Origin of the sequence: Streptomyces sp. NPDC014861 (assembly GCF_043081625.1) — a bacterium.
GTDB lineage: Bacteria > Actinomycetota > Actinomycetes > Streptomycetales > Streptomycetaceae > Streptomyces.
This window is the reverse complement of record NZ_JBIBWV010000044.1, coordinates 1-11,986: the sequence shown is the minus strand read 5'-3', so window position 1 is coordinate 11,986 and position 11,986 is coordinate 1. Positions and strand designations below refer to the sequence as shown.

The window sequence follows — 11,986 nt, the reverse complement described above, 5'->3', positions numbered from 1 at the left end:
CGCCGTCGCCACCATGCACAACCTCGCCATGACACGGTGAAACAGCAGGTCAGGCGCCACTTCAGCCTGCCCGAGCCCGGCCTTCTACAACACCCCTTGTGCCCGCCCCCGACCCGCTTCAGCCCCCACGGCCCGCGTCCGCCCCCGGTGTCACTTCTCGGCGCCCGGCTCGGGGCCGAGTGTGCCGAGTGCCGAGGTCACCCACTCCACCCAGAAGCGTTCGAGGTCGATCCCGCCGCGCAGGACGAGGTGGCGCAGCCGGTCGGGCTCGGTGAGGCGCCGCTCGGCGGGGAAGTCCCGTCGCTCGATGGCGTGGTACTCGTCGAGCTGGGCGCGGTGCAGGGCGAGGTGGCGCTCCAGTTCGGCGCGGAGCCCGGCCGAGCCGACCACGGCCGCGGCCCGCATCCGCAGCAGCAGCGCGGACCGGAGCGGCTTGGGGTCCTCGGCCGCGCCCACCCACTCCCGCAGGAAGTCCCGTCCCGCGGGCAGCACTTCGTACTCCTTGCGCTGCCCGCGGACGGGTACGGGGGAGGGCAGGGCGCGGATCTGCCCCGCCTCCTCCAGGCGTCCCAGCTCGCGGTAGATCTGCTGGTGCGTGGCCGACCAGAAGTAGCCGATCGACTTGTCGAAGCGGCGCGTCAGTTCGAGGCCGGAGGACGGCTTCTCGAGCAGCGCGGTGAGGATCGCGTGCGGGAGGGACATGCTCGCATCCTAGGTTCGGCCGGCCGAGGTGCTCTCCGGGTGCCCGTCACAGGGCGGCGGCGAGCCGGGTGCCCTGGTCGATGGCGCGCTTGGCGTCCAGCTCGGCGGCGACGTCGGCCCCGCCGATGAGGTGCGCCGGGCGGCCTGCGGCGACCAGCTCCTCGTACAGGCCCCGCTGGGGCTCCTGGCCGGAGCAGAGGACGATCGTGTCGACCGGCAGGACCTGTCGCTCGCCGTCGATGCTGAGGTGCAGGCCCTCGTCGTCGATCCGGTCGTAGCTCACGCCGGCGACCATGGCGACGCCTCGGTGCTTGAGCTCGGTGCGGTGGATCCAGCCGGTGGTCTTGCCGAGTCCGGCGCCGACCTTGGTGGTCTTGCGCTGGAGCAGGTGCACCTGGCGCGGCGGCGCGTTCCGCTCGGGTGCGCGCAGGCCGCCCCGGTGCTCGTAGGAGGTGTCGACGCCCCACTGGCGGAAGTACGTCTCGGGGTCCTGGCTCGCGCCCTCGCCGCCGTCGGTCAGGAACTCGGCGACGTCGAAGCCGATGCCGCCGGCGCCGATGATCGCGACCCGCTCGCCGACCGGCGCGCCGTCGCGCAGCACGTCGAGATAGCTGACGACGCTGGGGTGGTCCTGGCCCTCGATGCCGGGGTCGCGGGGGGTGACGCCGGTGGCGACGACGACCTCGTCGTAGCCGTCGAGGTCGGCGGCGGTGACGTGGGTGCCGAGGCGGACGTCGATGCCGTGCTCGGCGAGCTGGACGCGGTAGTAGCGCAGGGTCTCGTCGAACTCCTCCTTGCCGGGCACGCGCTTGGCGACGTTGAGCTGGCCGCCGATCTCCGCGGCGGCTTCGAAGAGGGTGACGGAGTGGCCGCGTTCGGCCGCCGAGACGGCGCAGGACAGGCCGGCCGGTCCGGCGCCGACGACGGCGATCCGCTTGGCGAGCCGGGTGGGGGAGAGGACCAGTTCGGTCTCGTGGCAGGCGCGCGGGTTGACCAGGCAGGAGGTGATCTTGAGGTTGAAGGTGTGGTCGAGGCAGGCCTGGTTGCAGCCGATACAGGTGTTGATGGTCTCGGAGCGTCCGGCGGCGGCCTTGCTCACGAAGGCGGGGTCGGCGAGGAAGGGGCGGGCGAGCGAGACGAGGTCGGCGCGGCCGTCGGCGAGGATCTCCTCGGCGACCTCGGGGGTGTTGATGCGGTTGCTGGTGACCAGCGGCACCGACACGGCGCCCATCAGCTTCTTGGTCACCCAGGTGTAGGCGCCGCGCGGGACGGAGGTGGCGATGGTGGGGATGCGGGCCTCGTGCCAGCCGATGCCGGTGTTGATGATGGTCGCGCCGGCGGCCTCGATCTCCTTGGCGAGCCGGACGACCTCCTCCAGGGTGGAGCCGCCGGGGACGAGGTCCAGCATGGAGAGCCGGTAGACGACGATGAAGTCGGTGCCGACCCGCTCGCGGATCCGGCGGACGATCTCCAGCGGGAAGCGGACGCGGTTCTCGTACGAGCCGCCCCAGCGGTCGGTGCGGTGGTTGGTGGCGGCGGCGATGAACTCGTTGATCAGGTAGCCCTCGGAGCCCATGACCTCGACGCCGTCGTACCCGGCCTCCTTGGCGAGCTCGGCGCAGCGCGCGTAGTCCTCGACGGTCCGCTCGACCTCGGCGTCGGTCAGCTCGTTCGGCACGAAGGGGCTGATGGGGGCCTGGATCGCGCTCGGCGCGACGAGGGCGGGGTGGTAGGCGTACCGGCCGAAGTGCAGGATCTGCATCGCGATCCGGCCGCCCTCGGCGTGCACCGCCCCGGTGATCAGGCGGTGCTCGGCGACCTCCTCGGCGGTGGCCAGCTTGGCGCCGCCGTCCCACGGCCGGCCGGCCTCGTTGGGCGCGATGCCGCCGGTGACGATGAGGCCGACGCCGCCGCGGGCCCGCTCGGCGTAGAAGGCGGCCATCCGCTCGAAGCCGTGCTCGGTCTCCTCCAGGCCGACGTGCATCGACCCCATGATCACCCGGTTGGGCAGGGTGGTGAAGCCGAGGTCGAGCGGGCTGAGCAGATGCGGGTACGGGGTCGTGGCGGTCACGGGGCGCCTCCTCGCGCAGGGGTCGTCGCACCCTGTTGTAGGCGACCCGGCCCCGCTTATGCAACTAGTTGCAGAAGATTCGGGGTGTGATGGTTACTACTCGGTAGGAAGGGGGTCGGTCCATGACCCGCCCGCTCTGCGCCGCGCACCCCCGAGCGGCGCTGCCGAGGATCCCGCCCGACGGAGCCCTCAGCCCACCCGGTCCAGCAGGGCGTCGAGGTCCTCCGCCGTCCGGGGACCCGGTACGCCCACCGGCAGCAGACCCCGCTCCCGCAGCAACCGTTCCACCGGCACCGCCCACGGACGCCGCAGCCGGGCCGCGTCGAGCAGGGCCTCGTCCGCGAGGAGTTCGGCGGCCGGTCCGGTGCGCAGCCCGGCGGGGGAGAGCACGGCGGCCTCGTCGGCCCACCGCAGCGCCAGGTCCACGTCGTGCGTGGCCATGACCACCGTGGTGCCCGTCGCCCGCAGCCGCTCCAGGGTCTCCAGCAGGCGTTCCTGGCCGTGCGGGTCGAGGCCCGCCGTCGGTTCGTCCATGATCAGGACCCGGGGGCGCATCGCGACCGCGCCGGCGATCGCCGCCCGCTTACGCTGCCCGTACGACAGCAGGTGCGTCGGCCGGTCCGCGAGCGCGGTGATGTCCAGCGCCGCCAGCGCCTCGGCGACCCGCAGCCGCACCTCGTCCTCGGGCAGGCCCAGGTTCATCGGCCCGAAGGACACGTCCTGCGCCACCGAGGCGGCGAAGAGCTGGTCGTCGGGGTCCTGCACCACCAGCTGCACCGAGGTCCGCAGCCGGGTCAGCCCCTTCCGGTCGTACGCCACCTCCGTACCGTCCAGGAGCAGCGCCCCCTCGCCGCAGCGCAGCCCGCCGCTCAGCAGCCGCAGCAGCGTCGTCTTCCCGCCGCCGTTCCGCCCGAGCAGCGCGACCGCCCGGCCCTCCGTCACCGCGAAGGCGACATCCGAGAGGACGGCAGGCCCGTCCTCGTACGCGAAGCCCGCGCGCACCAACTCCACGACCGGGGTGGGGGCCGTCATGACAGGAACCTTTCCAGTACGAGGGTGAGCGCGACGAGCCCCGCGAGGAGGCCGGCCGTCGCCGCGAGGAACGGACGGGAGACCGGGGCCTCGGGCAGCAGCACCCGCAGCGTCCCGTCGTAGCCGCGCCCGGCGAGACCGGTCTGGAGCCGCTGCGCCCGGTCGAAGGCCCGCACGAACGAGGTCGCGCCGAGCCCGGCCAGCGACCGCCACACGGCCGCCCGGGTCGTCGCCCCGAGCCGCGCCGCCTGCGCCTGCCGCACCTTGGCCTGCGCGTCGAGCAGCAGGAACACGATCCGGTACATCACCAGGGCCACGTCCACCACCGGCGCCGGCACCCCGGCCCTGACCAGGCGCGGCAGCACGTCCGACACCGGTGTGGTGAACGCGAACAGCAGCACTCCCAGCGAGGCCGAAGCCGTCCGCAGCAGCAGCTCCCCGGCGTGCACGGGCCCGTCCGGAGCCCAGGCCACGGCGCCACCGGGCCCGCCCACCGCGAACAGCAGCGGGACGGCGCCGGTGACGCAGAAGCCCAGCGGGATCCGGAAGGCCCGCCACAGCTGCCGGCCCGGCACACCGGCCGGGCCGAGCAGGACGGCGAGCGTCGCCGCCGCGACCAGGGGCGCCCCCGGCCACGGCGGCAGACACACCGCGCACAGGGTCAGACCGAATCCGAGCGCGGCCTTCTCCGCCGGATGGCGGCGGCGCCAGCGACTGCCGTGCGCCGCCGCGTCGATCGGCAGCATCCGCGGCTACGCGTCCGCGCCCGCGCCGGAGGCGCCGCTCTCCTCACGGGCCGCCGCCCGCTCCTCGCCCTGCCGGCGCCCGCGCCGCACGCCGAAGTAGTAGGCGAGGACACCGGCGCCGAGGGCCGCCTGGAGGGCGAACAACGCCGACTCGATCTCACCGGACGGCGGCTCGTAGAGCGGGCTGAACCACGGCTCGTAGTCCGGCTGGATCTCGGTGATCGCCGTCTCGGCCTCCGCGTCGGCGCCGGCGAACGGCTCCTCCTTGTGGTCGCCGAGCCCCAGCACCAGCGGCAGCACCGCCAGCGCCGCCACGAGCGCCAGCAGCAGGGTGTTGATCTTCGCGTTCCGGCTCATCACGCCGCCGCCTCCTCGCGTCGCTTCGACTCCGTCCGGCCGAGCACGCCGAGACGCAGCAGGTCACCCTTGCTCGACTGCATGAGCAGCCGCACCACCAGCACGGTCAGCAGGCCCTCGCTCACGGCGAGCGGGATCTGCGTCACCGCGAAGATGGAGCCGAACTTCGCGAGCGAGCCCGCGATGCCGCTGCCCGGGTCGGGGAAGGCGACGGCCAGCTGGACGCTGGTCACGCAGTAGGTGGACAGGTCGGCGACGAAGGCGCCGAAGAAGACGCTCACCATCAGCGGCGCCCCGGACCGCTTCAGCAGCACATAGGCGCCGTATCCCGCCCAGGGGCCGACGATCGCCATCGAGAAGACGTTCGCCCCCAGCGTGGTCAGCCCGCCGTGGGCGAGCAGCAGCGCCTGGAAGAGGAGCGTGATGGTGCCGAGGACCGCCATGATCGGCGGCCGGAACAGTATCGCGCCCAGTCCCGTGCCGGTCGGGTGGGAGCAACTGCCCGTCACCGAAGGCAGTTTGAGCGCGGAAAGGACGAACGTGAAGGCGCCCGCGGCGCCGAGCAGCAGCGTGGACTCGGGGTTGGCGCGCACCTCGCGGGTGAGCGCGCGGACGCCGTGGATGACGAACGGGGCCGATGCGACGCCCCAGGCGGCCGCATGGACGGGGGGCAGATACCCCTCGGCGATATGCATGATCGGGAGACCCTCTCCAGCACCTCGTGGATGGACAACGCGCCCTGGCCGGTCTCCTGGCTGACGGTCATGACGCCCGACTCCGCCTTCCCATCCCGCGACGGTCTCCCGCGGCGGAACAGTGGCTTCCCCGAGGGGATGGAGCCGGACCTCCCGATCACAGTGGCGAGGGCCGCACCGGTACTGCACCGGTTTCCCGAACACCAAGGCGGTGCGACATTAGTGTGTTGACCTGCCTCATCACAATGCGGGGTCGGTCACTCGCGCTCGGACATCTCCCGGGGCCCGGCGCCGTCGGGACCCGTTGTCGGACCCCCGCACTAGCGTGGACGTGTCCAAGTGCGTTGCTGCTGCTCGGACGAGGGCGCCCCGGCGGAGTGGAACCCGGCCGGGGCGCCCCGCTTCCCGCGCGCGTCAGACCTTGCGGTAGGCGTACGCCTCCGAGGCCGCCGCCGCGACCGCGTCCAGGTCCCCGCCGGCGCTCGCCGTCACCAGCGCGGCCACCGCGCCCTCCACGAAGGGCGCGTCCACGAGCCGGGTGCCCTCCGGAAGCTCGTCGCCCTCGGCGAGGAGCGCCTTCACCGTGAGCACGGCACTGCCCAGGTCCACCAGGACGGCCACCCCGGCGCCGGCGTCGACGGCCTTCGCGGCCTCGGCGATCAGGTCGGCGCTGGTGCCGAGCCCCCCGCCGGGTCCGCCGCCCGCCGCCGCGACCGGCGCCAGGTCGCCGCCGCCGGCGAGCCCCCGGGCCAGGTCGGCGACCGCCTCCGCGACGGCACCGCTGTGCGAGACCAGCACGATCCCGACCCTGCCCCCGCTCATCGGCCCGCCCCCTCTCCCGTCCCCGCCGCCTCCGCAAGCGCGGCGAACAGCAACGCCGAGGAGGTCGCCCCCGGATCCTGATGGCCGACCGACCGCTCCCCGAGATAACTGGCCCGGCCCTTGCGGGCGCGCAACGGCACGGTCGCGAGCGCCCCCTCGTCGGCCGCGGCGCGCGCCGCGGCGAAGGACTCCGGCAGCGCGGCCACGGCGGGGGTCAGCGCGTCCAGCATCGTCTTGTCACCCGGTACGGCTCCGCCGAGCTGTCCGACGGCGGCGACCCCGGCCGCGAGCGCGTCCGCGAGCTCGGCCCGCGTGACCTCCCCGCCGTCGCCGAGCGCCTTGCCGGCCCGTCGCAGCAGCGTTCCGTAGAGCGGCCCCGAGGCCCCGCCCACCGTGGAGATCAGCTGCCTTCCGGCGGCCGTGAGGGCCGCGCCCGGGGTCGCGGGCGGCTCCTTCGCCAGCGCGTCGGCGACGGCGGCGAAGCCGCGCCGCAGATTGGCGCCGTGGTCCGCGTCGCCGATCGCCGCGTCCAGCTCGGTCAGCCGCCCGGCCTCCCGCTCCACCGCCGCCGCGACCGCCCGCATCCAGCGCACCGCGAACGCGGCGCCGTACGTCTCCGTCATCGCCCGCTCACCGGCCCCAGCGCAGCGCGGCCGTCGACACCGGCGCGTCCCACAGCCGCAGCAGCTCCTCGTCCGCGGCGCACAGCGTCACCGAGCACCCCGCCATGTCCAGCGAGGTCACGTAGTTCCCGACCAGCGTCCGCGCCACCGGCACCCGGCGCGCGTCGAGGACCCGCCGCACCTCCGCGTTGAAGCCGTACAGCTCCAGCAGCGGCGTCGCCCCCATGCCGTTCACCAGCAGCAGCACCGGATCCGACGGCCGCAGGTCGTCGAGGACCGCGTCGACGGCGACCTCGGCGATCTCCCGGGCGGTCATCATCCCGCGCCGCTCCCGCCCCGGCTCGCCGTGGATGCCGACACCCAGCTCCAGCTCCCCGGGCGGAAGGTCGAAGGTCGGGCTGCCCTTCGCGGGCGTGGTGCACGCGCCCAGCGCGACCCCGAACGACCGCGACCGCGTGACCACCCGCCGGGCCAGCGCCTCCACCCGCTCCAGCGGGGCGCCCTCCTCGGCCGCCGCACCGGCCAGCTTCTCCACGAAGAGCGTCGCCCCGGTCCCGCGCCGCCCCGCCGTGTACAGGCTGTCGGTGACGGCCACGTCGTCGTCGACGAGCACCCGGGCGACCTGGATGCCCTCGTCCTCGGCGAGTTCGGCGGCCATCTCGAAGTTCAGCACGTCACCCGTGTAGTTCTTCACCACGAACAGCACCCCCGCCCCGCTGTCCACCGCCGCCGCGGCCCGCACCATCTGGTCCGGCACCGGCGACGTGAACACCTCCCCGGGACACGCCCCGTCGAGCATCCCCGGCCCCACGAACCCCGAGTGCAGCGGCTCGTGCCCCGAACCGCCCCCCGACACCAGCGCGACCTTCCCGGCCACCGGCGCGTCCCTGCGCACCACCACCCGCCGCTCCACGTCCACGGTCAACTCGGGATGCGCGGCGGCCAGCCCGCGCAAGGCATCGGCGACGACGGTCTCGGGCACATTGATCAGCATCCTCATGGATACCTCCAAGTGAGATTAGCAGCCAAGCCGCTGAGTAGGGTTTTTGCAGGTCAGGATGGGGGAGTCGCATTGTTGATCTTGGCGGTTCCTGGCGTCTGGGGGCGGCTCCGCGCGGTACTGATGCTGACTTAATGCTGACTTTCCTGATGGTCTATCAGGCGAGGGCGGCGGGAGACGCTCTTTGCGAATGCGCATCATGGAGCGATTATCGACGCGAGCGTGCGGACGCGCACCGGTGCGTCGCGGGTTCGCCGGCCTAGCTGAACTGGCCGATGGGAGAGTGGTCGCCGCGGTAGGCGTGCACGGCCCTCCCGAAGCCCCAGCTGTCGTACTGCCCCTGACCATGTGACAGATGGACTCCGCTGCATGCCGCCGTCGAGCAGCATTCGGAAGTAGGCGTGATACTCGCCGACGGTCGAGTCGAGCCCTCCGCTCGCCAAGCGTCGGCCGATCAGAGGGCCAGGCGCACGACCGGTGGGTCGGGGTCGCTCGCCTGGTCGGCGTGCCGGCCCGCCGGCCGGCCGCGGTCAGCTTGGCGAACAAGACCACCTCCCCCTACGAGGCGGCGGCCAGCCTGGTGTCGTTCCCGATCTGGGCAAGATCCATTTGAGGGCGGGGTCTAGGAGACCGTTTGCCGCCGAAGCTCGGTGCGGGAGATGCTGGATAAGGGATGAACGGAGTCTGGTCACATGCCGCTACCCGCCCGAGGGCCCATAGGGTCAAGCAGCAGAACTGCCTCTGAAGCAATGGTCGCTGCCCAAGCGGCAGCCGAGGAAGCAGCAAACGCGGTCGATGCTGACCTCTTGGGCCCAGGTCAAAGAGATAGCAGTGCCATTCTTCTGTTCGTGCAGGCCGCCGAAGCCACTATCGAGGCCGCTGGCCGTGCAGCTACTGAGGTCGCGAAAACGTCGTCATTGATAGCGCTCACCCTCCAGCAAAACATGCACCGCCTGGAAAAGGTCGTGGAGCGCATGGGAATGAACGGCGATGAATTTGTCGGCTGGTTGGAAACGGTGGCAAACGAGATCCCCGAGCATTCAGAGTCGTCGGCGGGGCGCGAGACACTGATACCCCTGGCGGCGGCAGGAATGCTCGGAGGCGGAGCGCCTGTCTCGGCTGGTGAAAGCCCGACGCTAAATGCGGCGCTAGAGTACTCACAGCTATCCGCGTCATCGCTTTCGGAGTCTGAATTTGCGCAAGAGGTCGGGAGCTCGGTGAGCCATATCAGGTCTCTTGTTGGAGTGAGGCATCTCTACGCCTTCGGTGAGCGTGGCAAGCAGAGGATTCCCAGACTCCAGGTCCATGAAGGAGGCATACTTTACGGTCTGGCTCCAATTGTCCAAGCGCTACCGGAAGATCTTCATCCTCTAGAGTTCGTTGACCTGATGACGGGACCTGACCCCTTCACTCGACATCGATGGGAGGTCGGCGACGCCCCTGGAGTGGCTCCAGGCTAAGAGAGATCCTAAAGCCCTGCTAGAGATAGTCGAATGCATCGGGTGGCTGCCATGAGTCAAACGCTCCCCGTGCCCAAGCGTTCGAAGTTCACAACACCTCTGCTTCCAGAAGATGTTCACGTTCTTGAAGCCCATCATTTCGTCGGGCGAAATTACAGCAGTGGCGGCGATCATCCTGGTGCGTGGAATAGATTTCGCACATATGGCGCACTACCCGGAAAAGGTAGATTCGATCACCATCCTCCGCCGATACGCTGTAATTATTCTCGGCACGGAATCTTCTACGGCGCAGTAGAGCATCCTGATTGCTCCATCCTGGCTACATGCCTGTTGGAGTGTTTCCCGGTTCGAGTGAATCGGAATCGCGGCGACCCTCACCTGGTGATATTTCAACTCGCTAGACCGCTATCTCTGCTGGATCTCCGGTCGGGCTGGCTCGCACGCTGTGGAGGGAATGGCGCGATCTTTGACGGAGATCATGTCATGTCCGAACGGTGGTCGCGGGAGATGTATCTGCACTATCGACGTGGGAACGCGCGAGTACTGGGGAGCTCGAAGCCCGTACTGCTCGACGGGCTTTTTGGTCGGAGTAGCTCGGAAAGAAGAGGCTCCTTTTGTGTGACTCTGTATGAAAGGGCGCTGGACGCTCTTCCGGAGAACCCCGTTGCTGATATCGCTTTGTCGGATCCCAGTCTGGATTCTGACATGGATCGAATTTGCCATCAATTGAACCTCAAGTTGGCACCCCCTCTGCGTCAACAGCAGCCCGGAGCCCGCGCAGCAGCCTGAAGATCTGTTGGCCTGACCGCGAATTCGGCGTCCACGATGGACCCGACATCCGATATTGATCCGAAACGGTTTGGGTTCTGGGTCGTTGGGTGGGTGTGAGCGATCTGGTGGGGGACGCGCGGCATCTGTCGCCGTCGGCGCAGGAGGCCCTGCGGCTGCGGGCGGTGGCCGCGTTGGTGGCGGGGCGGGACCGTGAGGACGTGGCGGCGGTGTTCGGGGTGTCGCTGAAGGCGGTTGACGGCTGGTGGGCGAAGTGGCTGGCCGGCGGGCGGGAGGCGCTGGTGATGCGTCCGCGTGGCAAGCCGGTCGGGGTGCATCAGGTGCTCGGGGAGGCGGAGCAGGCCGTGGTGCGGCAGGCGGTCCTCGATCACCGGCCCTGTGACGTGGGGCTTTCCGGGCAGTTGTGGACACGGCGGCTGGTGGGCGACCTCATCGCGAAGCTGTACCGGGTGCGGCTGACCGAGGTGGGGGTGGGCAAGTACCTGAAGCGGTGGGGACTGTCCTTCCAGCGCCCCGACAAGCGAGCCATCGAGCAGGACCCCGAGGCTGTGGCGCGCTGGCATCAGGAGACGTGGCCGAAGATCCGCGCGAAGGCGAAGAAGGACGGCGGCGAGATCCTCTTCGCCGACCAGGTCGGCATTCGGTCCGACCAGGTCACCGGCCGCACGTGGGGTGAGAAGGGCAGGACGCCCGTGGTGCGGCGGAGCGGGAACCGGTTCTCGGTGAACGCGATGTCGGCGATCAGTACCAAGGGCCGGATGCACTTCATGGTCTTCACCGAGAGCTTCACCGCCGAGGTGATGTGCCGCTTCCTGGACCGGCTCGCCGGCCACTTCGACCACAAGGTCCATCTCGTGGTCGACGGGCACTCCGCCCACCGCTCCAAGAAGGTCCGCGACTGGCTCGCCGCCCATCCCGACGACGTCGAGCTGCACTTCCTGCCGCCGTACTCGCCCGAGCTGAACCCCGACGAGCTGGTCAACGCAGACCTCAAGCACAGCCTGCCCAAGCAGCACCGAGCCCGCGACCAGGCCGAACTCGCCGCCGAAACCCGCCGCTTCTTCCGCAGACGACAGCGCCAGCCCCACATCGTCCGCGGCTACTTCGGCGGCCCACACGTCCGCTACGTCCTGGACGAGAACCCCATGAGTTTCTGATCAATAGTTGTGCACCGGGCCGTCGGTGCATGAGGACGGAGAGTGATGAGTTCTTGCGGTGGGCGGGACTGCCCGATGCCGACAGGCTGCTCGTTGATCCCGGGGTGGTGGCGTGGCGGGACGGCCGAGAGCACGAGCCGCTGCCGCGTAGCCCGGACCGACGGAAGATCCCGCCCGGCATGCAGCCGGACGGGGGTGCGGTTCATCTGGCGGTGCGTTCGTACAGGGCGAGGACGGCGGTGCCGACGTCGACGAGGGCGACGATCGAAGGCAGCGTCGGTTTTTCGGTCTGGTCGCTGCGCTGGACGAGCAGCGTGAGCAAGCCGTTGACCCTGGCGGACCCCGACTCAAGAGCACCGCACAGCCGTTCGAGCTCGACGGGCGGCGGTCGGCTCGGAGGGTGGGGGAGTGGTCACGAGGTCGGGCTCTGTCCTCGACTAGGCGGTGTTTTAGAACGCGGTGACCTGCCTGTTTGGCCGTCCGGGGAAGTCTCGGGCGGCCATCCAGATGGTGAGGTCACGGGCGATGTCGT

General features: G+C 70.6%; 12 protein-coding genes and 1 riboswitch. Of the genes, 3 read left to right on the top strand and 9 right to left on the bottom strand.

Translation table 11 applies throughout. The features are described 5' to 3' along the window. Window positions 1-150: 150 nt before the first annotated feature. The 9 genes from ACF1BN_RS37655 to dhaK form a co-directional block, all read right to left on the bottom strand. Window positions 151-702: a PadR family transcriptional regulator gene (locus ACF1BN_RS37655; RefSeq protein ID WP_392336113.1), complete on the bottom strand. Its 552-nt coding sequence runs from the start codon at window positions 700-702 to the stop codon at window positions 151-153. Window positions 703-748: 46 nt separating this feature from the next. Continuing rightward, the gene (locus tag ACF1BN_RS37650; RefSeq protein ID WP_392336112.1) at window positions 749-2,773 is read right to left on the bottom strand and encodes an FAD-dependent oxidoreductase; all 2,025 of its coding nucleotides are present in this window, start codon (window positions 2,771-2,773) and stop codon (window positions 749-751) included. Between the two features lie 189 nt (window positions 2,774-2,962). Next, window positions 2,963-3,805 (bottom strand): energy-coupling factor ABC transporter ATP-binding protein, encoded by an 843-nt coding sequence (locus ACF1BN_RS37645; protein WP_392336111.1) that lies wholly within the window; start codon window positions 3,803-3,805, stop codon window positions 2,963-2,965. Continuing rightward, a complete protein-coding gene (gene cbiQ, locus ACF1BN_RS37640) occupies window positions 3,802-4,551 on the bottom strand; it encodes a cobalt ECF transporter T component CbiQ (RefSeq protein ID WP_392336110.1) in 750 nt (249 codons plus the stop codon). Before cbiQ ends, ACF1BN_RS37645 begins: the two co-directional genes overlap by 4 nt. 6 nt (window positions 4,552-4,557) lie before the next feature. Then, window positions 4,558-4,908, bottom strand: a complete 351-nt coding sequence (locus ACF1BN_RS37635; protein WP_392336109.1) for an energy-coupling factor ABC transporter substrate-binding protein — start codon at window positions 4,906-4,908, stop codon at window positions 4,558-4,560. Further along, window positions 4,908-5,603 carry an energy-coupling factor ABC transporter permease gene (locus ACF1BN_RS37630; protein WP_392336108.1) on the bottom strand — a complete coding sequence of 232 codons (696 nt, stop codon included), beginning with the start codon at window positions 5,601-5,603 and terminating at the stop codon, window positions 4,908-4,910. Before ACF1BN_RS37630 ends, ACF1BN_RS37635 begins: the two co-directional genes overlap by 1 nt. A gap of 28 nt (window positions 5,604-5,631) precedes the next feature. Further along, window positions 5,632-5,826: riboswitch (cobalamin riboswitch) on the bottom strand. Window positions 5,827-6,017: 191 nt separating this feature from the next. Further along, window positions 6,018-6,425 (bottom strand): PTS-dependent dihydroxyacetone kinase phosphotransferase subunit DhaM, encoded by a 408-nt coding sequence (locus ACF1BN_RS37625; RefSeq protein WP_376595421.1) that lies wholly within the window; start codon window positions 6,423-6,425, stop codon window positions 6,018-6,020. Beyond that, on the bottom strand, window positions 6,422-7,048 hold the full coding sequence (gene dhaL, locus ACF1BN_RS37620; RefSeq protein ID WP_392336107.1) for a dihydroxyacetone kinase subunit DhaL: 627 nt from the start codon (window positions 7,046-7,048) through the stop codon (window positions 6,422-6,424). The genes ACF1BN_RS37625 and dhaL overlap by 4 nt, the downstream gene beginning before the upstream one ends. A gap of 7 nt (window positions 7,049-7,055) precedes the next feature. After that, a complete protein-coding gene (gene dhaK, locus ACF1BN_RS37615) occupies window positions 7,056-8,048 on the bottom strand; it encodes a dihydroxyacetone kinase subunit DhaK (RefSeq protein ID WP_392336106.1) in 993 nt (330 codons plus the stop codon). An 848-nt stretch (window positions 8,049-8,896) separates the two neighbouring features. On the opposite strand from dhaK, the gene ACF1BN_RS37610 reads away from it, so the two are divergent. The 3 genes from ACF1BN_RS37610 (at window position 8,897) to ACF1BN_RS37600 (ending at window position 11,454) form a co-directional block, all read left to right on the top strand. Beyond that, window positions 8,897-9,508 (top strand): hypothetical protein, encoded by a 612-nt coding sequence (locus tag ACF1BN_RS37610; RefSeq protein ID WP_392336105.1) that lies wholly within the window; start codon window positions 8,897-8,899, stop codon window positions 9,506-9,508. A 112-nt stretch (window positions 9,509-9,620) separates the two neighbouring features. After that, window positions 9,621-9,803 (top strand): hypothetical protein, encoded by a 183-nt coding sequence (locus ACF1BN_RS37605; RefSeq protein WP_392336104.1) that lies wholly within the window; start codon window positions 9,621-9,623, stop codon window positions 9,801-9,803. Window positions 9,804-10,392: 589 nt separating this feature from the next. Then, a complete protein-coding gene (locus tag ACF1BN_RS37600) occupies window positions 10,393-11,454 on the top strand; it encodes an IS630 family transposase (RefSeq protein WP_392336103.1) in 1,062 nt (353 codons plus the stop codon). Window positions 11,455-11,986 lie beyond the last annotated feature (532 nt).

What these genes read in the sequence shown, in the direction of transcription:
- ACF1BN_RS37605 (WP_392336104.1), top strand. Translation starts at nt 9,621, where the DNA reads ATGTTCACGTTCTTGAAGCCCATCATTTCGTCGGGCGAAATTACAGCA.
- ACF1BN_RS37655 (WP_392336113.1), bottom strand. Translation starts at nt 702, where the DNA reads ATGTCCCTCCCGCACGCGATCCTCACCGCGCTGCTCGAGAAGCCGTCC.
- ACF1BN_RS37645 (WP_392336111.1), bottom strand. Translation starts at nt 3,805, where the DNA reads ATGACGGCCCCCACCCCGGTCGTGGAGTTGGTGCGCGCGGGCTTCGCG.
- dhaL (WP_392336107.1), bottom strand. Translation starts at nt 7,048, where the DNA reads ATGACGGAGACGTACGGCGCCGCGTTCGCGGTGCGCTGGATGCGGGCG.
- ACF1BN_RS37630 (WP_392336108.1), bottom strand. Translation starts at nt 5,603, where the DNA reads ATGCATATCGCCGAGGGGTATCTGCCCCCCGTCCATGCGGCCGCCTGG.
- ACF1BN_RS37635 (WP_392336109.1), bottom strand. Translation starts at nt 4,908, where the DNA reads ATGAGCCGGAACGCGAAGATCAACACCCTGCTGCTGGCGCTCGTGGCG.
- dhaK (WP_392336106.1), bottom strand. Translation starts at nt 8,048, where the DNA reads ATGAGGATGCTGATCAATGTGCCCGAGACCGTCGTCGCCGATGCCTTG.
- cbiQ (WP_392336110.1), bottom strand. Translation starts at nt 4,551, where the DNA reads ATGCTGCCGATCGACGCGGCGGCGCACGGCAGTCGCTGGCGCCGCCGC.
- ACF1BN_RS37625 (WP_376595421.1), bottom strand. Translation starts at nt 6,425, where the DNA reads ATGAGCGGGGGCAGGGTCGGGATCGTGCTGGTCTCGCACAGCGGTGCC.